Origin of the sequence: Novosphingobium kaempferiae (assembly GCF_021227995.1) — a bacterium.
Classification (GTDB): domain Bacteria; phylum Pseudomonadota; class Alphaproteobacteria; order Sphingomonadales; family Sphingomonadaceae; genus Novosphingobium; species Novosphingobium kaempferiae.
In genome coordinates this window covers 5256043-5274356 of record NZ_CP089301.1, presented here as the reverse complement: position 1 = coordinate 5274356, position 18314 = coordinate 5256043, and the positions used below count along the sequence as shown (strand labels likewise).

The 18314-nt window shown below is 66.3% G+C and carries 19 protein-coding genes; 8 read left to right on the top strand and 11 right to left on the bottom strand.

The genetic code is table 11. From position 1 onward, the window contains the following. Positions 1 to 122: 122 nt before the first annotated feature. From rutA to LO787_RS23925, 5 genes are read right to left on the bottom strand one after another with little or no spacing between them, the layout of a single operon-like run. Positions 123 to 1193 carry a pyrimidine utilization protein A gene (gene rutA / locus LO787_RS23945; RefSeq protein WP_232493458.1) on the bottom strand — a complete coding sequence of 357 codons (1071 nt, stop codon included), beginning with the start codon at positions 1191 to 1193 and terminating at the stop codon, positions 123 to 125. A gap of 3 nt (positions 1194 to 1196) precedes the next feature. Further along, positions 1197 to 1979, bottom strand: coding sequence for a pyrimidine utilization protein D (rutD, locus tag LO787_RS23940; protein ID WP_232493457.1), 783 nt, complete (start codon positions 1977 to 1979; stop codon positions 1197 to 1199). Beyond that, on the bottom strand, positions 1972 to 2355 hold the full coding sequence (gene rutC, locus LO787_RS23935) for a pyrimidine utilization protein C (RefSeq protein ID WP_232493456.1): 384 nt from the start codon (positions 2353 to 2355) through the stop codon (positions 1972 to 1974). The genes rutD and rutC overlap by 8 nt, the downstream gene beginning before the upstream one ends. 2 nt (positions 2356 to 2357) lie before the next feature. Continuing rightward, complete coding sequence (gene rutB / locus LO787_RS23930) at positions 2358 to 3086, bottom strand: pyrimidine utilization protein B (RefSeq protein ID WP_232493455.1); 729 nt, start codon at positions 3084 to 3086, stop codon at positions 2358 to 2360. Between the two features lie 41 nt (positions 3087 to 3127). Next, positions 3128 to 3625 (bottom strand): PilZ domain-containing protein, encoded by a 498-nt coding sequence (locus LO787_RS23925; protein ID WP_232493454.1) that lies wholly within the window; start codon positions 3623 to 3625, stop codon positions 3128 to 3130. A gap of 322 nt (positions 3626 to 3947) precedes the next feature. Between LO787_RS23925 and LO787_RS23920 the strand changes: the two genes are divergently transcribed. Further along, entirely contained in the window at positions 3948 to 6041 is a 2094-nt protein-coding gene (locus LO787_RS23920) for a RelA/SpoT family protein (protein WP_232493453.1), read from the top strand. Between the two features lie 232 nt (positions 6042 to 6273). Then, positions 6274 to 7635, top strand: coding sequence for a M20/M25/M40 family metallo-hydrolase (locus tag LO787_RS23915; RefSeq protein WP_232493452.1), 1362 nt, complete (start codon positions 6274 to 6276; stop codon positions 7633 to 7635). Between the two features lie 134 nt (positions 7636 to 7769). Here the strand turns inward: LO787_RS23915 and LO787_RS23910 are convergent, their stop codons facing one another. From LO787_RS23910 to LO787_RS23895, 4 genes are all read right to left on the bottom strand, one after another. Further along, positions 7770 to 8654, bottom strand: a complete 885-nt coding sequence (locus LO787_RS23910) for an HpcH/HpaI aldolase/citrate lyase family protein (protein WP_232493451.1) — start codon at positions 8652 to 8654, stop codon at positions 7770 to 7772. Positions 8655 to 8980: 326 nt separating this feature from the next. Further along, positions 8981 to 9832, bottom strand: a complete 852-nt coding sequence (locus LO787_RS23905; RefSeq protein WP_232493450.1) for an SDR family NAD(P)-dependent oxidoreductase — start codon at positions 9830 to 9832, stop codon at positions 8981 to 8983. Between the two features lie 17 nt (positions 9833 to 9849). Then, positions 9850 to 11091, bottom strand: a complete 1242-nt coding sequence (locus LO787_RS23900; RefSeq protein WP_232493449.1) for an MFS transporter — start codon at positions 11089 to 11091, stop codon at positions 9850 to 9852. A 55-nt stretch (positions 11092 to 11146) separates the two neighbouring features. Next, the gene (locus LO787_RS23895) at positions 11147 to 11788 is read right to left on the bottom strand and encodes a TetR/AcrR family transcriptional regulator (RefSeq protein ID WP_232493448.1); all 642 of its coding nucleotides are present in this window, start codon (positions 11786 to 11788) and stop codon (positions 11147 to 11149) included. A 98-nt stretch (positions 11789 to 11886) separates the two neighbouring features. Here LO787_RS23895 and LO787_RS23890 point away from each other — a divergent pair, with 98 nt between their 5' ends. Next, a complete protein-coding gene (locus LO787_RS23890) occupies positions 11887 to 13236 on the top strand; it encodes a hypothetical protein (protein WP_232493447.1) in 1350 nt (449 codons plus the stop codon). Then, positions 13233 to 14657, top strand: a complete 1425-nt coding sequence (locus LO787_RS23885; RefSeq protein ID WP_232493446.1) for an acyl-CoA reductase — start codon at positions 13233 to 13235, stop codon at positions 14655 to 14657. The genes LO787_RS23890 and LO787_RS23885 overlap by 4 nt, the downstream gene beginning before the upstream one ends. Here the strand turns inward: LO787_RS23885 and LO787_RS23880 are convergent. Both LO787_RS23880 and LO787_RS23875 read right to left on the bottom strand, forming a co-directional pair. Then, entirely contained in the window at positions 14654 to 14944 is a 291-nt protein-coding gene (locus tag LO787_RS23880) for a type II toxin-antitoxin system RelE/ParE family toxin (protein WP_232493445.1), read from the bottom strand. The genes LO787_RS23885 and LO787_RS23880 overlap by 4 nt on opposite strands. After that, entirely contained in the window at positions 14937 to 15182 is a 246-nt protein-coding gene (locus LO787_RS23875) for a type II toxin-antitoxin system ParD family antitoxin (RefSeq protein WP_232493444.1), read from the bottom strand. The genes LO787_RS23880 and LO787_RS23875 overlap by 8 nt, the downstream gene beginning before the upstream one ends. 184 nt (positions 15183 to 15366) lie before the next feature. Here LO787_RS23875 and LO787_RS23870 point away from each other — a divergent pair, with 184 nt between their 5' ends. The 4 genes from LO787_RS23870 (at position 15367) to LO787_RS23855 (ending at position 18299) form a co-directional block, all read left to right on the top strand. Continuing rightward, positions 15367 to 15597: a biotin/lipoyl-containing protein gene (locus tag LO787_RS23870; protein WP_232493443.1), complete on the top strand. Its 231-nt coding sequence runs from the start codon at positions 15367 to 15369 to the stop codon at positions 15595 to 15597. Between the two features lie 40 nt (positions 15598 to 15637). Further along, complete coding sequence (locus tag LO787_RS23865; protein ID WP_232493442.1) at positions 15638 to 16189, top strand: peroxiredoxin; 552 nt, start codon at positions 15638 to 15640, stop codon at positions 16187 to 16189. 126 nt (positions 16190 to 16315) lie between these two features. Continuing rightward, entirely contained in the window at positions 16316 to 17443 is a 1128-nt protein-coding gene (gene prfB, locus LO787_RS23860; protein WP_232493441.1) for a peptide chain release factor 2, read from the top strand. A gap of 100 nt (positions 17444 to 17543) precedes the next feature. After that, positions 17544 to 18299, top strand: coding sequence for a class I SAM-dependent methyltransferase (locus LO787_RS23855; protein WP_232493440.1), 756 nt, complete (start codon positions 17544 to 17546; stop codon positions 18297 to 18299). The last annotated feature ends 15 nt before the right edge of the window (positions 18300 to 18314 follow it).

Sequence of the window (18314 nt, the reverse complement as noted above, 5' to 3'; positions counted from 1 at the left end):
CGTGGTATGCGCCGAATCGGCCTTTGCGGCATTCCAGCTGTGCGACCCGAAGGATCGGTATTGCGAATTGCGATCCTTTATACCTGCCCGGGGCCTGTCCGCAGGCTCCGGGCACTTTTTCATCAGTTCCGCAGGTGCGCGCGGCTCTTCATCAGGGGCTGGATGCGGGTGCCGAAGTTCTCCACCCCTTCCACGAAGTCGTCGAAGGTCAGCAGGACGCCGCCGGTGCCGGGCACTTCGGCCATCTCGTCCAGCATCCGCGCCACCGTCTCGTAGCTGCCGACGAGGGTGCCCATGTTGATGTTCACCGCGCCTTCCGGGGCGGCGAGCTGGCGCACGTTGGTGTCGGTGTTGACGGTGTCCTTGGCGCCCTGATCCGCCAGCCAGGCGATGGCATCGATGTCCACGCCGTCGTTGTAGAGCTGCCACTTCGCCTGCGCTTCCTCATCGGTCTCGGCGGCGATGACCATGACGAGGACGAAGACCTGCACGTCGCGACCGGTTTCGGCGGTGAACTTAGCGAGGCGCTCGTTGTTGAAGGCGAAGGCGGTCGGCGTGTTGACGCCCTTGCCGAGGCAGAAGGCATAGTCCGCCCACTTGGCCGAGAACGCCAGTCCGGCGTCGGACGATCCCGCGCAGATGATCTTCATGTCGCCGTCGGGCTTGGGCCGCACGAGGCAGTCGTCCATCGTGTAATGCTCGCCCTTGAAGTCGGAGCGGCCGGTCTCCCACAATTCGCGCAAGATGCGCGCGTATTCGTCGAGCACCTGATAGCGGTTGCGGAAGTGCTCCTCGCCCGGCCACAGGCCCATCTGGGTGTATTCGGGCGGCTGCCAGCCGGTGATGAGGTTGAGCCCGAAGCGGCCGTGGCTGATCGAATCGATCGTGTTGCACATGCGCGCGGCGAAGGCGGGCGGGATGATGAGCGTGGGGCAGGTGGCGAAGATCTTGATCTTCTCGGTCACGGCGGCGAGGCCGGACATCAGGGTGAAGCTTTCCAGCCCGTATTCCCAGAACTCGCTTTTCCCGCCGAAGCCGCGCAGCTTTATCATCGAGAGGAGGAAGTCGAGCCCGTGCTTCTCGGCCCGGAGCGCGATCTCCTTGTTGAGATCGAAGCTGGGCATGTACTGCGGCGAGGTCGTGCTGATGAGCCAGCCGTTGTTGTTGATGGGCACGAAGACGCCGACTTGCATGGGCTAGCTCTCCAGGAACGAAAGGGCGAGGCGGTCGAAGCCGTCGGGATCGGTGATGTTGCAGGCGTGGCCGCCCCAGTCGAAGCTGGCGGTGCGGGCGCCGGGAATCGGCGCGGCAAGGTCGAGCGAGGCGGCATGAGGGACAAGGAAATCGTCGCGGGCGGCGATGACCAGCACGTCGCTCAATCGGCCGAGGTCTTCGGGCGAGGGGGCATAGGCGCGCACGGCGGCGATGCGCTTTTCCATCGTCTCCGCGCCGGGGAATGCGGCGAGGTGGTGCGCCAGTTCGGCCTCCAGATCGGCGTCGTGCGCGGCGATCCAGCCGGGCGGGTAGAGGAACAGCGGTTGCGCGCGCAGGAACGGCTCCACCCCTGCGTGTCGCAGCAGGGCGAGGCGGGTATCGAAGCAGCGGCGGGTGTGGGGGGACAGGGTGCGCCAGCCGTTTATGACCACCAGCCTGTCGATACGACCGGAGGCTAGTGCGGTTTCGATCCCGATCATGCCGCCCAGCGCATGGCCGATGAAGTGCGCCCGCTCGATGCCAAGCGCGTCCATCAGGGCGATCACGTCGCCCGCCATGTCGGCGATCGAAGTCGTGTCCGGCAGGGCACGGTCGCTGCGCCCGGTGCCGCGCTGGTCGTAGGTGAGGACGCGATAGTGCTGCGCCAGCGCGGGGAGGTTGGGCTTCCAGTAGGCCCCTGCACCGCCGAGCCCGCTCGACAGGATCAGTGTGGGCGCGTCATCCGGCCCGTGGAACTGGTAGTGGAGACCTGTGGCTTCAGCCAACGTGCGCCACCGAGGCGATCTCGACGAGGCATTCGGGCTTCACGAGGTCGGTCTTGATGCAATAGCGCGCCGGTTTGTCGCCGGGGAAGTATTCGGCATAGACGGCGTTGAACGCGGCGTAGTCGGCCATGTCCTTCAGGAAGATGTGGTTCATGGCGATGTCGGCCATGGCGCCGCCTGCGGCCTCGACAGTGGTCTTGATCGCTTCGAGCACGTGGCGCGTCTGTGCCGCCGCATCGCCGGGGTAGAGCACCAGCCCGCCGGTGCCGAGCGCCAGCATGCCCGAGACATAGAGAATGCCGTCCGCCTTCGCACCCGACGAGTAAGGGGCGATCGGGGCGGGGAATGCAGGCGGATTGATGGGCTCGAAGGGCATGCTCACTCCTTTGGGGGCAGCTGGCTCACGGCGGTGCGGAAGTCCGCGACGGTGCTGACCCAGCCGAAGAACTTCTCGACGTTGTAGACCGTCGCCGCCTTGATGAAGTCGGGTCCGAGGTGGTGCGTCGCATCTTCCAGCAGCACGCCGAAGTATTCGAGATGGAAGCCGTCGCGCAGGGTCGATTCGACGCAGACGTTGGTGGCGATGCCGGTGAACACCAGCGTGCGGATGCCGCGTGCGCGCAGGATGGAATCCAGCTGCGAGTTGAAGAAGGCGGAATAGCGCGGCTTGTGCACGCGCAGGTCGCCTTCCTTGGGCCTCAGGGCATCGACCAGTTCGTAGTCCCAGCCACCGCGCGCAAGGAACTTGCCCGCGACTTCGGGGCGCCTGCGCATGGTCTTGAGCGCATTCGACTTGTGCCAGTTGGGCGAGAGCGGCGTGCCAGCCTCCACGTAGTCCGCGTCCCAGCCGTTCTGGAGGAACACCACCGTCATGCCCGCCGCCCGCGCGGTGTCCAGCACATCGGCGATGTGCCCGATCGTGGCGGCGGCAGGGCCGACATCGAAGCCTGCCTCGTCCACGTAGCCGCCTTTGGAGGCGTAAGCGTTCTGCATATCGACGACGATCACGGCGGTCGTCGCGGGATCGAGCCGGATGGCCTCGGGCCGCGCAGGAAGCACTGCGGATGCGGTTGAACCGGGGGACGGATCGACGACGGTCTCGTTCACCCCGGTACTATTGTGCAGGCGTCAGGGGCGGTCAAGCACCCTCAGCAGGCGCGCATCCCGGCGGAGCTTCGCGGTTCCTGGGGGCGAATGCCGAGCAGCTTCTCGAGGGCGGCGGCGAAGCCTGCGTTGCGCTGGCGGTTGCTGGCGGTGATCCGGTCTACGTCGAGGCCACCGCCGCCGGTCAGCAGTACGCCGAATTCGCCCTTGCCGACCCAGCGCACCTGCGCCTGCAACTCGCTCTGGCCGGGGAGGGAGACGCGCAGCATCTCGCCCATGCTGGGCAGCAGCGTGCGCGAGGCGATGCACATGCCGCCCGGAGAGACGTTGCGCACGATCACGTCCTCGCCTGCGCGGCCATCACCGCCAATGACGGCGCGGATCAGCGTGCGCACGCGCGGCGCGCGATGAGGGTGCGACTGATCTTGCGCGTGGTCGAGCGCACCACCCGGCGTCTCGGCCCCGTCATCCGCCGCTGCGGCAGAGCGGCGCGCCAGCGCCTTGAGCCATTCGGGCCGCTCGCTGGTCGCGAAATCATCCATGTCCGCCATGAGACCGGCTACCTCTTCGAATCCATGCCCCTTCGCATCGACCCGCAGGATCGGGTGGAACCGGAGGCGCTGCGATTGGGGGGCAAAGACGGTGCGCCATCCGGTCCGACACGGATTGTGAACGGCGGATGTTCCTCGATGGTTAACAAATCCCTTACGTATCTTGCCTGTGTAAACGATTGAATTTGCGGGTGCGAACAGGCCTGTCCGCGGGATGACACGGGAGATATGTACGATTCGACGTTGCAAAATCTGCATTTCGGTGCCCGGCCTCTTGCCGCGGCGCAATAAATCCTGACATGACGGGGACAACATGCTCCGCCAGTACGAACTCGTCGAACGCGTCAAGGAATACGCCCCGGAGGCCGATGAGGCCCTCCTGAACCGTGCCTACGTCTACACCGTGCAGAAGCACGGCACCCAGAAACGCGCCAGCGGCGACCCCTATTTCAGCCATCCGGTAGAGGTCGCGGGCCTCATGACCGAACTCAAGCTCGACCAGCAGACGATCATCACCGCGCTGCTTCACGATACCGTGGAGGACACGCTGGCGACGATCGAGGAGATCGAGAAGCTGTTCGGCCCCGATGTCGCGCGGCTGGTCGACGGCGTGACCAAGCTCTCCAAGATCGAGGTCATGACCGAGAGCGAGCGCGCGGCGGAGAACCTGCGCAAGTTCCTGCTCGCGATGAGCGAGGACTTGCGCGTCCTCCTCGTCAAGCTGGCCGACCGCCTGCACAACATGCGCACCCTCCACTACATCAAGAAGGAGGAGAAGCGCCGCCGCATCGCGCGCGAGACCATGGATATCTACGCGCCGCTGGCCGAGCGCGTGGGCATGTACGAATACATGCGCGAGATGCAACTGCTCGCCTTCGAGCAGCTTGAGCCCGAAGGCTATGCCACGATCACCGGCCGCCTCGCGCAGATCCGCAGCGAGGAAGGCGGGCAGGTCGATGCCATCGCGCTGTCGATCAAGCAGGTGCTGGCCGAAGCCGGGCTCAACGTCGAAGTCTCGGGGCGCGAGAAGCACCCCTATTCGATCTGGCGCAAGATGGCCGAGCGCCACGTCAATTTCGAGCAGATCACCGACATCATGGCGTTCCGCGTCCTCACCGATAACGTCGAGGACTGCTACCGCGCGCTCGGCGTGCTGCACCAGTCGTGGCAGATGATTCCCGGGCGCTTCAAGGACTATATCTCGACGCCCAAGTCGAACGGCTACCAGTCACTGCACACGGCGCTGATCTTCCAGCGCTCCATGCGCATGGAAGTGCAGATCCGCACGCAGGACATGCACCGCCTCAACGAGTTCGGCCTCGCCGCGCACTGGGCCTACAAGCAGGGCGGCACCCGGCCCGACGGGCAGGTCGGCTGGCTGCGCGACCTGATCGAGATCGTCGATGCCAGCCACGACGCCGAGGAACTGCTCGAAAACACCAAGATGGCGATCTATCAGGATCGCATCTTCGCCTTCACCCCTAAGGGGGCGCTGTTCCAGCTGCCCAAGGGGTCGACGGCGGTGGACTTCGCCTATGCGGTCCACACCAATCTCGGCAATGCGGCGGTCGGCGTGAAGATCAACGGTCGCCATGTGCCGATGCGCACGCAGTTGACCAACGGCGACGTGGTGGAGATCATCAAGAGCACCACGTCGGAGCCGCAGCTTTCATGGCTCGGCTTCGTCGTCACCGGCAAGGCTCGCGCCGCGATCCGCCGCGCCGTGCGCGCCAAGGAACGCGCCGAAGTGGCCGAGATCGGCTCCAAGCTCTACGACGAGATCGTCGGTCGCCTGCCCCAGCGCGTAGGCAAGAAGGCGCTCGCCCATGCAGTCGAGCGCCTCGACCTGCGCGACGAGGAAGACCTGATGTTCGCCATCGGATCTGGCCGCCTGTCCGACCGGCAGGTGATGGAGGCGCTCGTCCCCGGCAGCACGGCGGAACTGCCCGACGACCCCGAATGGACCCGCACCGAGCGGGCGATCTCGATCCGCGGCCTGACGCCGGGCGTCGGCTTCGAGCTGGCGGAATGCTGCCACCCAGTGCCCGGCGACCGCATCGTCGGCCTGCGCCGCCCCGATCACAAGGTCGAAGTCCACGCGATCGACTGCATGACGCTGGCGAACGACGTCGATGCCGACTGGCTCGACCTGTCATGGGGCGAACGCACCACCGGCGCGGTCGGCCGCCTGCGGCTGATCCTTTACAACCGCCCCGGCACGCTGGCCGAAGTGACGCAGATCCTCGCCAGCAACCGCGCCAACGTCACCAACCTGCAGATGACCCAGCGCGACGAGCCCTTCGGCACTTACGAGGTGGACCTCGAAGTCTCCGACCTTGCGCACCTGACCCGCATCGTCGGTGCCCTGCGCGCGAGCGAAGCGGTGGCGGACGCCGAGCGGATCTAGTCGGACTCGTCGTCATTGCGAGCGTAGCGAAGCAATCCACGGTCGGCCCGCACCGCTGGATTGCTTCGCTACGCTCGCAATGACGAAGTGAGGATGCCGATTTGAGAGGGGAGGAGGAGGCGCAATTCCCCCTCCGTCAGCGACTACGTCGCCGCCACCTCCCCGAGACAAGCTCGGGGAGGAATTATCGGACATCTTGGCAGCGCCGAAACCCTCGGTTAGCACTTGCGGCATGAGCACCTCCTCCACGCTTCGTTGCGCGCTTCTGGCTGCCGCGCTGTCCGCCTCCGTTCCCGCTTTCGCAACGCCCCAGCAGGGTTCCGGCGTCGCCTGGGACATCGTCGAGGGCATCACCACCGAGATCGGGCCGCGCATGGCCGGTTCCCCGGCGGAAGGCCGCGCCCGGGCATGGGGTGCGGAGAAGCTCAAGGCGCTCGGCTTCCAGAACGTGAAGGTGGAGGAGTTCAAGACCCTCGCCTGGACGCGCGGGCCGGAAAGCGCACGCCTGACCGCGCCTTATGCGCAGCCGCTGGCGATCACCGCGCTGGGCTTCTCGGTGCCGACGCCCAAGGGCGGGCTCAAGGCGGAAATGGTCTACTTCCCGACGCTGGCCGCGCTGGAGGCCGTCCCCGAGGGGTCGCTCAAGGGCAAGGTCGCCTTCATCGACCACGCCATGCGCGCGGCGCAGGACGGTTCGGGCTATGGCCCTTACGGCAATGTGCGCCGACAGGGGCCGACCATCGCATCGCGCAAGGGCGCGGCGGCAGTGGTGATCCGCTCGGCGGGGACCGACAGCCACCGCAACCCGCACACTGGCGTCACCATCTTCGCCAAGGACGTGAAGCCGATCCCGGCGGGCGCGGTGTCCAACCCCGACGCCGACCTCATCGCCCGCACGGCGGCGCGCGGCAAGCCGCTGGCGATCGACCTGACGCTGGAAGGCAAGCCGTTCCCGGATGCGCCTTCGGGCAACGTGATCGCCGACCTGCCGGGCCGCGATCCCTCGCTGCCGATCATCGTCCTCGCCTGCCACCTCGATTCGTGGGATCTGGGCACCGGCGCGGTGGATGACGCATCGGGCTGTGCCATCGTCACCGCCGCAGCGCTTGCCGCGCAGAAGGATGGCCAAGCGCTGCGCACGATCCGCGTGCTGTGGTCGGGCAACGAGGAAATGGGAATCGGCGGTGGCGGCGGCGCGCACTACGCGAAGCTGCACGGCTCCGAACCCCATGCCGTAGCGATGGAGAGCGATTTCGGCGCGGACAACGTCTGGGCCGCGAAGTTCAGCGCCTCGCCCGCCGACAAGCCGCTGGTGGACAAGGTCAAGGCCGCGCTCTGGCCGATGGGCATCACCCCGCACGAAGGCCCCGCCGACGGCGGCGCGGACGTGGAGGCGATCATCAAGGCGCAGGATCTGGCGGTGATCGACCTCGGCCAGGACGGCATGCACTACTTCGACCTGCACCACACCCCGGACGACACGCTCGACAAGGTGGACCCGGCGGCGCTCCAGCAGAACGTCGATGCCTGGACGGCGGTGCTCAAGGTGATCGCCAACGAGCCGGGAGTGATCGGGAAAGCAGGGGCGAAGTAAGAAATTCCTCCCCGAGCTTGCTCGGGGAGGGGGACCATCCGAAGGATGGTGGAGGGGGAGAGCCTAGCGCCATTCTCCCTCCGTCAGCGCTTTGCGCTGCCACCTCCCCGAGACGAGCTCGGGGAGGAATTTATTTATCCTGCCGCCGCGATGCGCTCCGCCACGGTGACCAGACGCCGGGCCTGTTCCAGATGGAGCAGTTCGGTCATCTTCCCGTCGATCTTGATTGCGCCCTTGCCCTGGTTCTCCGGCTGTTCGAACGCCTCGATCACCGTCGCGGCCCAGGTAAGATCGGTCTCGCTTGGCGAGAACACCGCGTTGGTCGGCTCGATCTGCGCGGGGTGGATCAGGCTCTTGCCGTCGAAGCCGAACAGCAGCCCCTGCCGCGCCTCGGCCTCGAACACGTCGAGGTCGCGGAATTCGTTGCACACGCCGTCGAGCACGGAAACGCCATGCGCCCGCGCCGCGGCGACGGTCATCGACAGGAAGGGCAGGAACGGCGTGCGCTCCGGCGTCAAATGCGCACGCATCTCCTTGGCGAGATCGTTGGTGCCCATGATCCACAGCGACAGGCGGGTGGAGCGCGCCTTCGCCGCGATCGGCTCCAGCGCGAAGACGCTCGCGCAGGTCTCGATCATCGCCCAGAGCTGCATTGTGGCGGGCGCGGCGGACAGGGCTTCCTGATAGCGATCGATGTCGGCCGGGCCGTTGACCTTGGGGACGAGCACCGCGTCGGCCTTCGATCCGGCGATGGCGGCAAGGTCCGCCGCGCCCCATTCGGTGTCGATGCCGTTGGCGCGGATGGCGACCTCGCGATGCCCGAAGCCGCCCTCGGCGACGGCGGCGACGGCAGCGGCGCGCGCCTCGTCCTTGGCCTCGGGCGCGACGGCATCCTCAAGGTCGAGGATCACCACGTCGCAGGGCAGGGTGCGCGCCTTGGCGATGGCCTTGGCGTTGGACGCGGGCAGGTAGAGCGCGCTGCGGCGGGGGCGGTCGATGGCGGCAGGAGCGGAAGTCATCGCAGGCAGGGTTCCCGGATCGAGGATGTCGCGTCCTCCTTGGGCCGAGCCCCGCCGCGCGGTCAAGCGCACACGTCATGCCTGACCTTCGGTAAACCACTCGAGTAAACCAACGGATCAGGGAGTCTTTCTAGGACTAAAGTACAGTACGCAATCGTTTGCTCGTTCGGTATTGAAGGATGGCCGTCCATGATCGTGCGCATCGCGATCGGGGCACCGGGAAGCCCCCTCTCTTCCCGCCGTGCCTGTGGCGGCAGCCCTTCGACGGGTCGCAGACGTCGCCCCGCGACCGGTTCTCCCAACGACCGGCGCGGGGCGATGAATGGTCAGAGACTTGCGAGAATCCGCTCGCTCTCATGCCAGAGCCGCTTGGCGGCGGCATCGTCCAGCGCCTGCGGAGCGGCAGGGATTTCCTCGAGATCATGGAAGTATCTTCCGCCGTTCGAGCCTGCCTCGGGCGCGGTCGCGAGCCAGACGATGGTGCGGGCGGGCTGCTCGGGCGCGATGAGATCCTGGCTCGCCATGTAGGTCTGGAGCGATTTCTCGCCGTGGCTGGAGAAGTTGGAGCCGACCTTGCCCGGATGCATCGCCTGCGCGGTGATGCCCTTGCCCGACAGGCGGCGGTCGAGTTCGCGGGTGTGCAGCAGGTTGGCGAGCTTGGCCTGGCAATAGGCAGGTCCGGCGGCGAAATCGCCGAGCATCATCAGGTCGTCCCAGCGCATCGCCTTGCACTGCTCATGCGCGAGCGAGGACACGGCGATCACCCGCACGGTGCCGGGAGGGCTGTCCTCGGCGGCGGGCTCCAGCAACGGCAGCAGTTCGTTGGTCAGCAGGAACGGCGCGAGGTGGTTGGCGGCAAAGGTCGCCTCCAGTCCCTCGGACGACATGTAAAGCCCGTCGCGGATGCCGCCCGCATTGTTGACGAGGACGTGGACCCGGTCGGTCAGCGCGGCGATCTCTCCTGCCACGCGGCGCACGTCGGCCATCTCGGCGAAGTCGCCGCGCAGGAAATCGACCTTGCCGAGTTCGCGCAGTTCCGCCTCGGCCGCATCGCAGCGGGCAGGGTCGCGGCCGGTGGCGATGACGTGCCAGCCCATGCGGGCGAAGACTTCCGCGCTGGCCCTGCCGATGCCGGAACTGGCCCCGGTTACGACGACGGTTCTTGTCGGTGATGACATCGAAGTTCCTTGTTGAATCAGATGGAAAGGGCGGTGACCTCAGGCGAAGTCTCGATGCGGGGCGGGTGGCCGCCGCGTCCGGTCATGAAGAAGCACAGCGCGCCGACCACGGTGATCGCGGCGCAGAACAGCAGGAACAGGTCGAAGCGCTCGGTCGCACCCAGCGTCATGCTCAGCACCAGCGCGCCGACCGTGCTCGCCAGCCCCATCGAGGCAATGAGGAAGCTGTAGACGAGGCTGAAGTTGGCGACGTCGAACATGCGCGAGGTGAGGTAGGCGCCGATGTCGCCCTCCGCCCCTTGCGCCAGCCCCACCAGCAGCACCGCACTCGCGAGCAGCCACGACTGCTCGGCCGGGGAGGCGAGGATGAGAAATCCGATGGCGGGCAGCCCCAGCGCCGTCAGCGCCACCGTCTGCGGCGAGACCTTGTCGAGCGCGAGGCCGCTGATGAAGCGGCCGACGATCACGCCCACCGCATAGAGCGAGACGGTCCATGTCGCGAACTGGCTCGTGGCGCCGCTCTCCATCAGCACCAGCTTGAGCTGGGAGGAGACGATGATGGTTGGTACGTTGCAGAAGAACATGCCCGCCACCATGAGGACGAAGGCGGGGTGTCGGACCAGCGCGAGGAACTGTGGCAGGGTAATGCGCGCGGCAGTGCGCTCCGGCGCGGCGTCTCCCTTGGCGCGCCGCCCGACGAGCGTGACGGCGGCGATCCCGCCCAGCGCCGAGATGGCGGCGAGCAGGCGATAGCCCGCGCGCCAGCCTTCCGCCTCGATCACTTCGCCGACCAGCGGGACGACGACCGCGCCGACCAGCGGCGGCCCGGTCATCAGCACCGACAGCGCCATGCCCCGCGCGAGGTCGAAGCGCTGGACGACGACGCGGGTGAACACCAGCGTCGTCGTCAACACGCCGAACAGGTGCTGGACGAGGGTGATCGCGAAGAACTCATGGATGTTCCCGCGCATGAAGCTGAAGGCAAGGAAGGTGAGCGGCACCACCGTGAAGCCGATCGCAGCCGACAGGCGGGCGCCGTGGCGGTCGGCGAAACGGCCCCAGAACGGCACCACGAACATGCTGGCGAGCCCCAGCGTGCCGACCAGCGCGAACTGCGCCTTGTTCCACCCGAACTCGGCGATCAGTTCGGGCGCGAAGAGGTTGGTCATGTAGTGGTTCAGCGCCGATCCCAGCGCGACGCCCAGCGCGCCACCCAGCAGCGTCGTCCAGTTCACCCGGAACTCGCGGAAATAGGTCACTTCGGCTCTCTCCCATGACGCGCCCTGCTTTGCCGGGTCGCGGGTTGTGCTCAGGTCATCTCGGTTCAGCGCCCTTCAGGAACAGGTCGATGGCGAAGCGGACCCGGCGCTCGATGTCGTCGCGGGACAGCGCGTTGCCCGAGAGAATGAAGCGCACCGGGCCGCTGACGACCATGCTCATGAACACGTTGGCGGCAAGCATCGCGTCGCCGATGGCGAGGCGTCCGGCGCGCGTCTCTTCCTCCAGGATATCGGCAAGGAAGCGCACCGTCGGCAGGGCGGCGATGTCGTAATAGGTCTGGAAGATGTCCGGGAAGCGGTAGCTTTCGGTATTGATGAGCCGTTGCAGCTTGGCGCCCGCAGGCTCTCCGACAAGGCCGATCCGCAGCATGGCGATGGCGACGAGGGTGTCCTCCAGCGAGCCCTTGCGTGTTGCCGCGATGACCTCCGCCGAAACCGCGCGGCCTTGCGTGCCGTGGCGGACGGCGGCGCGGAACAGGGCGGTCTTGTCGGGATACTTCGCGTAGACCGTGCGCTTGGTCATGCTCACTTCGGCGGCGATCGCCTCGATGGTGGCGCTTTCGTACCCCTTGTCGAGAAAGTGTTCGAGCGCGGCGTCGAGCAGGGCGACTTGCCGGGCCTGTGCCTGTTCGCGGGTGGGCCGTCCCGCCCTGATCGGTTGCGTGTCGTCGAGCATCGGCCCTGTGGACCCGATTTGGCTTGCGTCGCCAAGAGGCTCGTGAATAATGAAACGCATAAGATGCTATTAATCGAGTCGAGAGGAGAACACAAGCGATGGGCACCGCCGCCGACAAACTCACCAGCCTCGTGGCCGATCCGGAGCGCTTCGCGTTCTCGGCGAAGGAACTGCGCGAGACGCAGGTCGCCGCGCTCGACGAGCGGTTCCGGGAGCGCAGGGACCGCATCAAGCTGCTGGGCCTGCGTGCTCGCGATGCGGGGATCGAGGGTATCGCCCGGATCGAGGACGTGGTGCCGGTGCTGTTTCCGCACACCGCCTACAAGTCCTACCCCGAAAGCTACCTCATGGACGAGCGGTGGGACCGGCTGACCAAGTGGCTCGGCACGATTTCCGCCCATCCGGTTGAGGGTGTTTCGCTCGACGGGATCGAGGGCATCGACGATTGGATCGCACGACTGGCGGAGCGGGGCCATTTCATCTCCTGTTCCAGCGGCACTACCGGAAAGTCGGCGATGCTGATCGCCTCCCAGAAGGATATGGACTGGTCGAAGGTCGACACGGTCAACGTCTTCGCCTGGGGCTCGGGCGTGGTGCCGGCGCAGGACCGCCTGATCGTCGGCTGCGCGCCGGTGGCGACGGTGCCCAAGAACGCGACGATCGCCAAGGCGCAGTACGATGCCTTCGCCAACCCGGAGTGGCCGCGCTGGAACTATCCGGTGCCGCCGATCACCGTGGGATCGCTGACCGCGATGGTCGTCATGCGCAAGAAGATCGCCGAAGGCACCGCCCGTCCGGACGAGATCGCGGCCTTCGAGGAAACCTCCGCCGAGCGCGCGCGGCTGGTCGCCGATGCTGTCCCCGCGACGGCGCAGTTCATCATCGAGAACCGCCACCGCAAGCTCCAGCTTTCGGGCCTGTGGAGCGGGCTGTGGCAGGTCGCCAAGGCGGTGCGCGATGCCGGGTACGGGCGGGAGGACTTCGACCCGGACAACTCGATCTACGTCGGCGGCGGTCTCAAGCGGGCGCAGCTTCCGGCGGACTATCAGGAATACGTGTTCGAGACGTTCAACATCCCCGCCGACCGGCATTTCCAGAACTATTCGATGCAGGAACTGAACTCCGGCATGCCCAAGTGCCGCGAGGGCGGGCGATATCACGTGCCGCCATGGATCGTTCCGATCCTGCTCGACAAGTCGGGCGACGAGGCGCTGGGCCACGCGGAAGGCGAGCGCGAAGGGCGCGCGGCGTTCTTCGACCTCTCGCTCGACGCGCGCTGGGGCGGGGTCATCACCGGGGACAAGGTCTCGCTGGATTACTCTCCCTGCGCCTGCGGCAATCACGGCCCCTCGATCCGCGACGACATCGCCCGCTACGCCGACCTCGAAGGCGACGACAAGATCGGCTGCGCGGGCACCGTCGATGCCTATGTGCGAGGTGTGGCATGAACGAGATCGTCACCCCCGAGGTCGCCGAAGACCTCGTCTCCGCCCCGTTCTTCCTGCGCGGCGAGGTGCTGCACGGGACCGACGTTATCCAGACCTCGCGCGATCTTGGCGTCACTTTTGCCACCCCGCGCATTCCCTTCGACCGCGCGGTGCCGCCGCGCACCGAAGTGCCGCCGCTGTTGAACGTGCCGCTGGCCGAGATCATCGATTTCCTCGTCGAGACCGGCCAGCGCCTGCTGGCGAGCGAAAATCCGCACATGCAGGAATGCATCGAGCGCATGTGCCGCACGCATATCCTGCCGCGCGCGGTGGTCGAGAACACCGCGCGCCACGCCGCCGCCTATCTCGACAAGCGGGTGCTGATGGCAGAAGTGGAGCAGAACTTCCCCGATCCGCGCGCGCTCGACGAATGGGTGCCGAAGGAGGACTTCACCGGCCGCCGCAGCTTCGTGCGCGCCTTCGCCCCGCGCCTGATCCATGTTTTGCCGGGCAATTCTCCGGGCGTCGCGGTGAAGTCGGTGGCGCAGGGGGCGATGGTCAAGGCGATCAACCTGTTCAAGATGAGCAGTGCCGATCCCTTCACCATGGTCGCGATCCTGCGCACGATGGCGGACCTCGATCCCACGCATCCCATCGTCCGCTCGATGTCGGCGGTCTACTGGCGCGGCGGCGACGAGGCGACCGAGCGGGTGCTCTACCGCCCGCAGTACTTCGACAAGATCGTGGCATGGGGCGGCGGCGATGCCATCGCCAATGTTATCAAGTACATCGGCCCAGGTTTTCAACTCGTTTCGTTCGACCCGAAGACGTCGATCTCGATGGTCGGGCGCGAGGCATTGGTCGATGACGCCACCATCGATGCGGTGGCCGACTTGTGCTCGGCCGACGTGATGACGCTCAACCAGGAAGCCTGCGTCGCCAGCCGCTTCCAGTTCGTCGAGGGGGACGAGGCAGCGGTGGACCGCTTCTGCGCGCGCCTCCACCACCACGTCGCCCGCCGCGCAGCCGAAAGCGGCGACGTGCGTCCGCTCGACCGGGACATGCGCGAGGCGGTCGAATCGATGACGCTGATGGACGACGAATACGGCGTCTGGGGCCGCACCGACGGCAGGGGGCTGGTGATCCGTTCGGACGAGCCGGTGGACTTCCACCCCATAAACAAGACCGCCAACGTCGTGCGCGTCGACAGCCTCGACGATGCCGTGAAGTGGATCAACGTGGCGACGCAGACGGTGGGCTTCTACCCGTTCGACCGCATGGCCACCTACCGCGATCGGCTGGCGGCTGGCGGCGCCCAGCGCGTCGTCCATCTGGGCGAGGCGGGGCCGTCGACCATCGGCAACCCGCACGACGCGATGTATCCGCTCCACCGCTTCGTGCACTGGATGGCGCATGAGGATGGGCGGGGTAGGTCGGCCTAAACGTGACGATGCGCATCCATGCGATCATGCAGGATACGCATGATCGCGACGCCGTAATCGGTCTGGCGAAAGTAGAGACTGTGTCGTTCCACCGTCCTCTTGCGATACCCGGGACGGATATGGCTGCAATCGCTCGACTGGAGCGGGGCATCGGCAAGGCTGGCGCAAGCCTGTTCGATCAGGTCGATATAACGGACGGCCTGTGCGATGCCCCATTCGGCTGCCGTGTGGTCGAAGATCGTCTCGAGATCGCGCTGTGCTCTTGGGCTGAGCCGGAATTCACCCATTCCCGGCGATCTTGCGGCGCTTGAATGCGCCGAAATCGAACCGTTCGGGCTCGCCGCTCTGCTCGCCTTCGATCAATGCGCTGCGAATGGCAGCGATCTCTCCGGTCCGTTCCTGTTCGCGGCGGATGAGATCGCGGATCGCTTCGCTGTCATTGGTATAGCGACCCGCCTGTACCTGTTCGGCGATCCAGGCGTCCTGCTGGCCTGTCAGTGTAATCGTCTTGCGTACTGTGCTCATGCTCTATCCATCATACTATCGGTGCAGTTTAGACTCGCTTTGTCGATACGACAACAGGCTCTGCCGCCCCGTCAACATCGCCGTCACGGATATGTCGGCCCCCAGCTTGCCTGCCCGCGCGGCTGCGTTACCCATCGGTCAAACAGCCCGGCCGCACGGGCACGCATAGGGGATCACCAGAACCATGGCCGTCGAAATCCTGCTCCCGAAGATCGGTTTCTCCATGCAGGAGGGGCAGGTCGCCGAATGGCTCGCGGCGGACGGTGCGCAAGTGACCGAGGGTCAGCCGCTGTTCTCGCTGGAGGCGGACAAGTCCACCAACGAGGTGGAGTCCCCGGCGAGCGGCACGCTCAAGATCGTCACCAAGACGGGCGAGACTTACGAAGTCGGCACCGTTCTCGGCTGGATCGAGTAAGTCGCTGGACAGGCGCGGACAGTCGGGTAAATTCCGCGCCATGAACCGCCTTCTCACCGCTGCCGCCGCCTTCGGGTTCCTCGCCGTCTCGGGCACTGCGCACGCCAGTCTGGCGGTCGGCGCGAAGGCTCCGCAGTTCGCCGCCAAGGGCGCGAAGGCGGGCAAGGAGGTCGATTTCGATCTCGCCAGGGCGCTGAAGAAGGGGCCGGTCGTGCTCTACTTCTACCCCAAGGCGTTCACGCAGGGCTGCACGCTGGAGGCGCACGCCTTCGCCGAAGCCACGCCCGAGTTCGCAGGTCTTGGCGCCATGGTGGTCGGCATGTCGGCGGACGATCTTCCGACGCTCAAGAAGTTCTCGACCGAGGAATGCCGCGACAAGTTCGCGGTCGCCACCGCCAGCCCGGCGGTGACCAAGGGCTACGACGTCGCACTCAGCCGCCCGGGCGTGCCCGCAGGCATGACGCAGCGCGTCAGCTACGTCATCGACCAGAGCGGCCACGTCGTCTTCGTCCATTCCGACATGGACTACCGTGAGCACGTCACGATGACGCTGGCGGCGGTGAAGGCCCTGAAAGCGAAGCGTCCGGGCTGAATTTCCCATCCTGTGACGGGTATCCCTCTTGCGACGGATACCCTGAGCGCCACTTTACAATCGGGCGTACTGCGCTAAGCGGTGCGCCCTCGACTTGCGTCGTCCCTACATCTGGAGTTTTCCGTCATGCGTGCCGAGGGGCAGGCCCACATTGTCCGTATCGAGAAGGCCCTCGCGCTGGTCCGCAAGTTCCTCGACTGGGACCGCGCCCTGCGCCGGTTCGACGAGCTGAACGCGCGCGTCGAGGATCCGACCCTGTGGGACAAGCCCAAGGAGGCCGAGGCGGTCATGAAGGAACGCCGCCGCCTTGAGGCCGCTATCGGTGCGGTCAACACCATCAGCGCCGAGATGGCCGACGCCGTCGAGTTCGTCGAACTGGGCGAGATGGAAGGCGACGAGGACACGATCGCCGAGGGCCTGTCGGCACTCGCCGCGCTGGCCGAACGCGCCGACCAGGACAAGGTCACCGCGCTCCTCTCGGGCGAGGCGGACGGCAACGACACCTATCTCGAAGTCCACGCGGGTGCTGGCGGCACCGAAAGCCAGGACTGGGCCGAGATGCTCCAGCGCATGTACACGCGCTGGGCCGAGCGTCATGGCTACAAGGTCGAGTTGGTCGACTACCACGCGGGCGAAGCCGCCGGCATCAAGAGCTGCACGCTGCTCATCAAGGGCGAGAACGCCTATGGCTATGCGAAGACCGAGAGCGGCGTCCACCGCCTCGTCCGCATCAGCCCCTATGACAGCTCGGCGCGCCGCCACACCAGCTTCTCCTCGGTCTGGGTCTACCCGGTGATCGACGACAGCTTCGAGATCGAGGTCAATCCGGCCGACCTGAAGATCGACACTTACCGCGCGTCCGGCGCGGGCGGTCAGCACGTCAACACCACCGATTCGGCCGTGCGCATCACGCACCAGCCCTCCGGCATCGTTGTTGCCAGCCAGATCGACCGTTCGCAGCACAAGAACCGCGAAATCGCCATGGGCATGCTCAAGGCGCGCCTGTTCGAGGAAGAGATGCGCAAGCGCGAGGAAGCCGCGAGCGCCGAGCATGCGAGCAAGAGCGACATCGGCTGGGGCCACCAGATCCGGTCCTACGTCCTCCAGCCGTACCAGCAGGTGAAGGATCTGCGCACCGGCGTGGTCTCCACCGCGCCGGGCGACGTGCTCGATGGCGCGCTCGATCCGTTCATGGCCGCCGCCCTGTCGCAGCGCGTCACCGGCGAGAAGGTCGAAGTCGAGGACGCCGACTGATCGGGAACGGGCGTCTCGTACCGGGACGCCCTCCCTCGCGGATGTGACGGATGTCTTTCAAGCATTTTGCCAATCCGATGCTCAGGCGCTAAGGGGCCGCATGTTTCGCGCGCGAACTCTCGCTCCTGCTGTTCTGATTATGGCGCTCGTCGCCTGCCAGAAGCCTGCCGTCGAAGACGGCCGGGGCGATGCCGCGCGCAAGTTTCCCAAGGCCGACCGCCCGATTTCCCATTCCGCCTCCAGCACATTCGCAACCGAAGTCCAGCGTGACAGCCTGAACGAAGCCAATGTCGTCATGGACCTTGCAAAGATCGCGCCGGGCATGAGCGTCGCCGATCTCGGCGCGGGTGAGGGCTATTACACCGTTCGCCTGTCGCATCGCGTCGGCAAGAAGGGCCGTGTGCTGGCCGAGGACATCGACGCCGCCGCCAACGAGCGTCTCGCCACCCGCGTCATGCGCGAGGAGCTTGAGAACGTCTCGATCAAGCACGGCCGCCCGAGCGACCCTAGCCTGCCGCTCGACAGTTTCGACCGGATATTCCTGGTCCACATGTACCACGAGGTCGGGGAACCTTATGCGTTCCTGTGGCGACTGCGACCCTCGCTGCGCAAGGGCGGCAAGATCGTCGTGGTCGATGTCGACCGTCCGTCCGATGCCCATGGCATCGCGCCGTCCCTGCTGTTCTGCGAATTTGCGTCGGTGGGCTATCGGTTGACGGAATTTGTTCGCAAGCCCGAACTTCAGGGCTATTATGCGCAATTTGAAGCCGCCGGGGCGCGGCCGGTGCCGGCTGATATCAAGCCGTGCCGAATTTCAGGCGTAGCGCCGCCGAAAACCAACGGATCGCAGGGCTGAGCGCGAAAGCCTGGG

Bases quoted from the DNA above. Each gene is read 5' to 3' on its own strand.
- LO787_RS23920 (WP_232493453.1), top strand. From the start codon at position 3,948: ATGCTCCGCCAGTACGAACTCGTCGAACGCGTCAAGGAATACGCCCCG.
- LO787_RS23895 (WP_232493448.1), bottom strand. From the start codon at position 11,788: ATGCTCGACGACACGCAACCGATCAGGGCGGGACGGCCCACCCGCGAA.
- LO787_RS23905 (WP_232493450.1), bottom strand. From the start codon at position 9,832: ATGTCATCACCGACAAGAACCGTCGTCGTAACCGGGGCCAGTTCCGGC.
- LO787_RS23865 (WP_232493442.1), top strand. From the start codon at position 15,638: ATGAACCGCCTTCTCACCGCTGCCGCCGCCTTCGGGTTCCTCGCCGTC.
- LO787_RS23875 (WP_232493444.1), bottom strand. From the start codon at position 15,182: ATGAGCACAGTACGCAAGACGATTACACTGACAGGCCAGCAGGACGCC.
- LO787_RS23910 (WP_232493451.1), bottom strand. From the start codon at position 8,654: ATGACTTCCGCTCCTGCCGCCATCGACCGCCCCCGCCGCAGCGCGCTC.
- rutA (WP_232493458.1), bottom strand. From the start codon at position 1,193: ATGCAAGTCGGCGTCTTCGTGCCCATCAACAACAACGGCTGGCTCATC.
- prfB (WP_232493441.1), top strand. From the start codon at position 16,316: ATGCGTGCCGAGGGGCAGGCCCACATTGTCCGTATCGAGAAGGCCCTC.
- LO787_RS23925 (WP_232493454.1), bottom strand. From the start codon at position 3,625: ATGGATGATTTCGCGACCAGCGAGCGGCCCGAATGGCTCAAGGCGCTG.
- rutC (WP_232493456.1), bottom strand. From the start codon at position 2,355: ATGCCCTTCGAGCCCATCAATCCGCCTGCATTCCCCGCCCCGATCGCC.
- LO787_RS23915 (WP_232493452.1), top strand. From the start codon at position 6,274: ATGAGCACCTCCTCCACGCTTCGTTGCGCGCTTCTGGCTGCCGCGCTG.
- LO787_RS23890 (WP_232493447.1), top strand. From the start codon at position 11,887: ATGGGCACCGCCGCCGACAAACTCACCAGCCTCGTGGCCGATCCGGAG.
- LO787_RS23885 (WP_232493446.1), top strand. From the start codon at position 13,233: ATGAACGAGATCGTCACCCCCGAGGTCGCCGAAGACCTCGTCTCCGCC.
- LO787_RS23855 (WP_232493440.1), top strand. From the start codon at position 17,544: ATGTTTCGCGCGCGAACTCTCGCTCCTGCTGTTCTGATTATGGCGCTC.
- LO787_RS23880 (WP_232493445.1), bottom strand. From the start codon at position 14,944: ATGGGTGAATTCCGGCTCAGCCCAAGAGCACAGCGCGATCTCGAGACG.
- LO787_RS23870 (WP_232493443.1), top strand. From the start codon at position 15,367: ATGGCCGTCGAAATCCTGCTCCCGAAGATCGGTTTCTCCATGCAGGAG.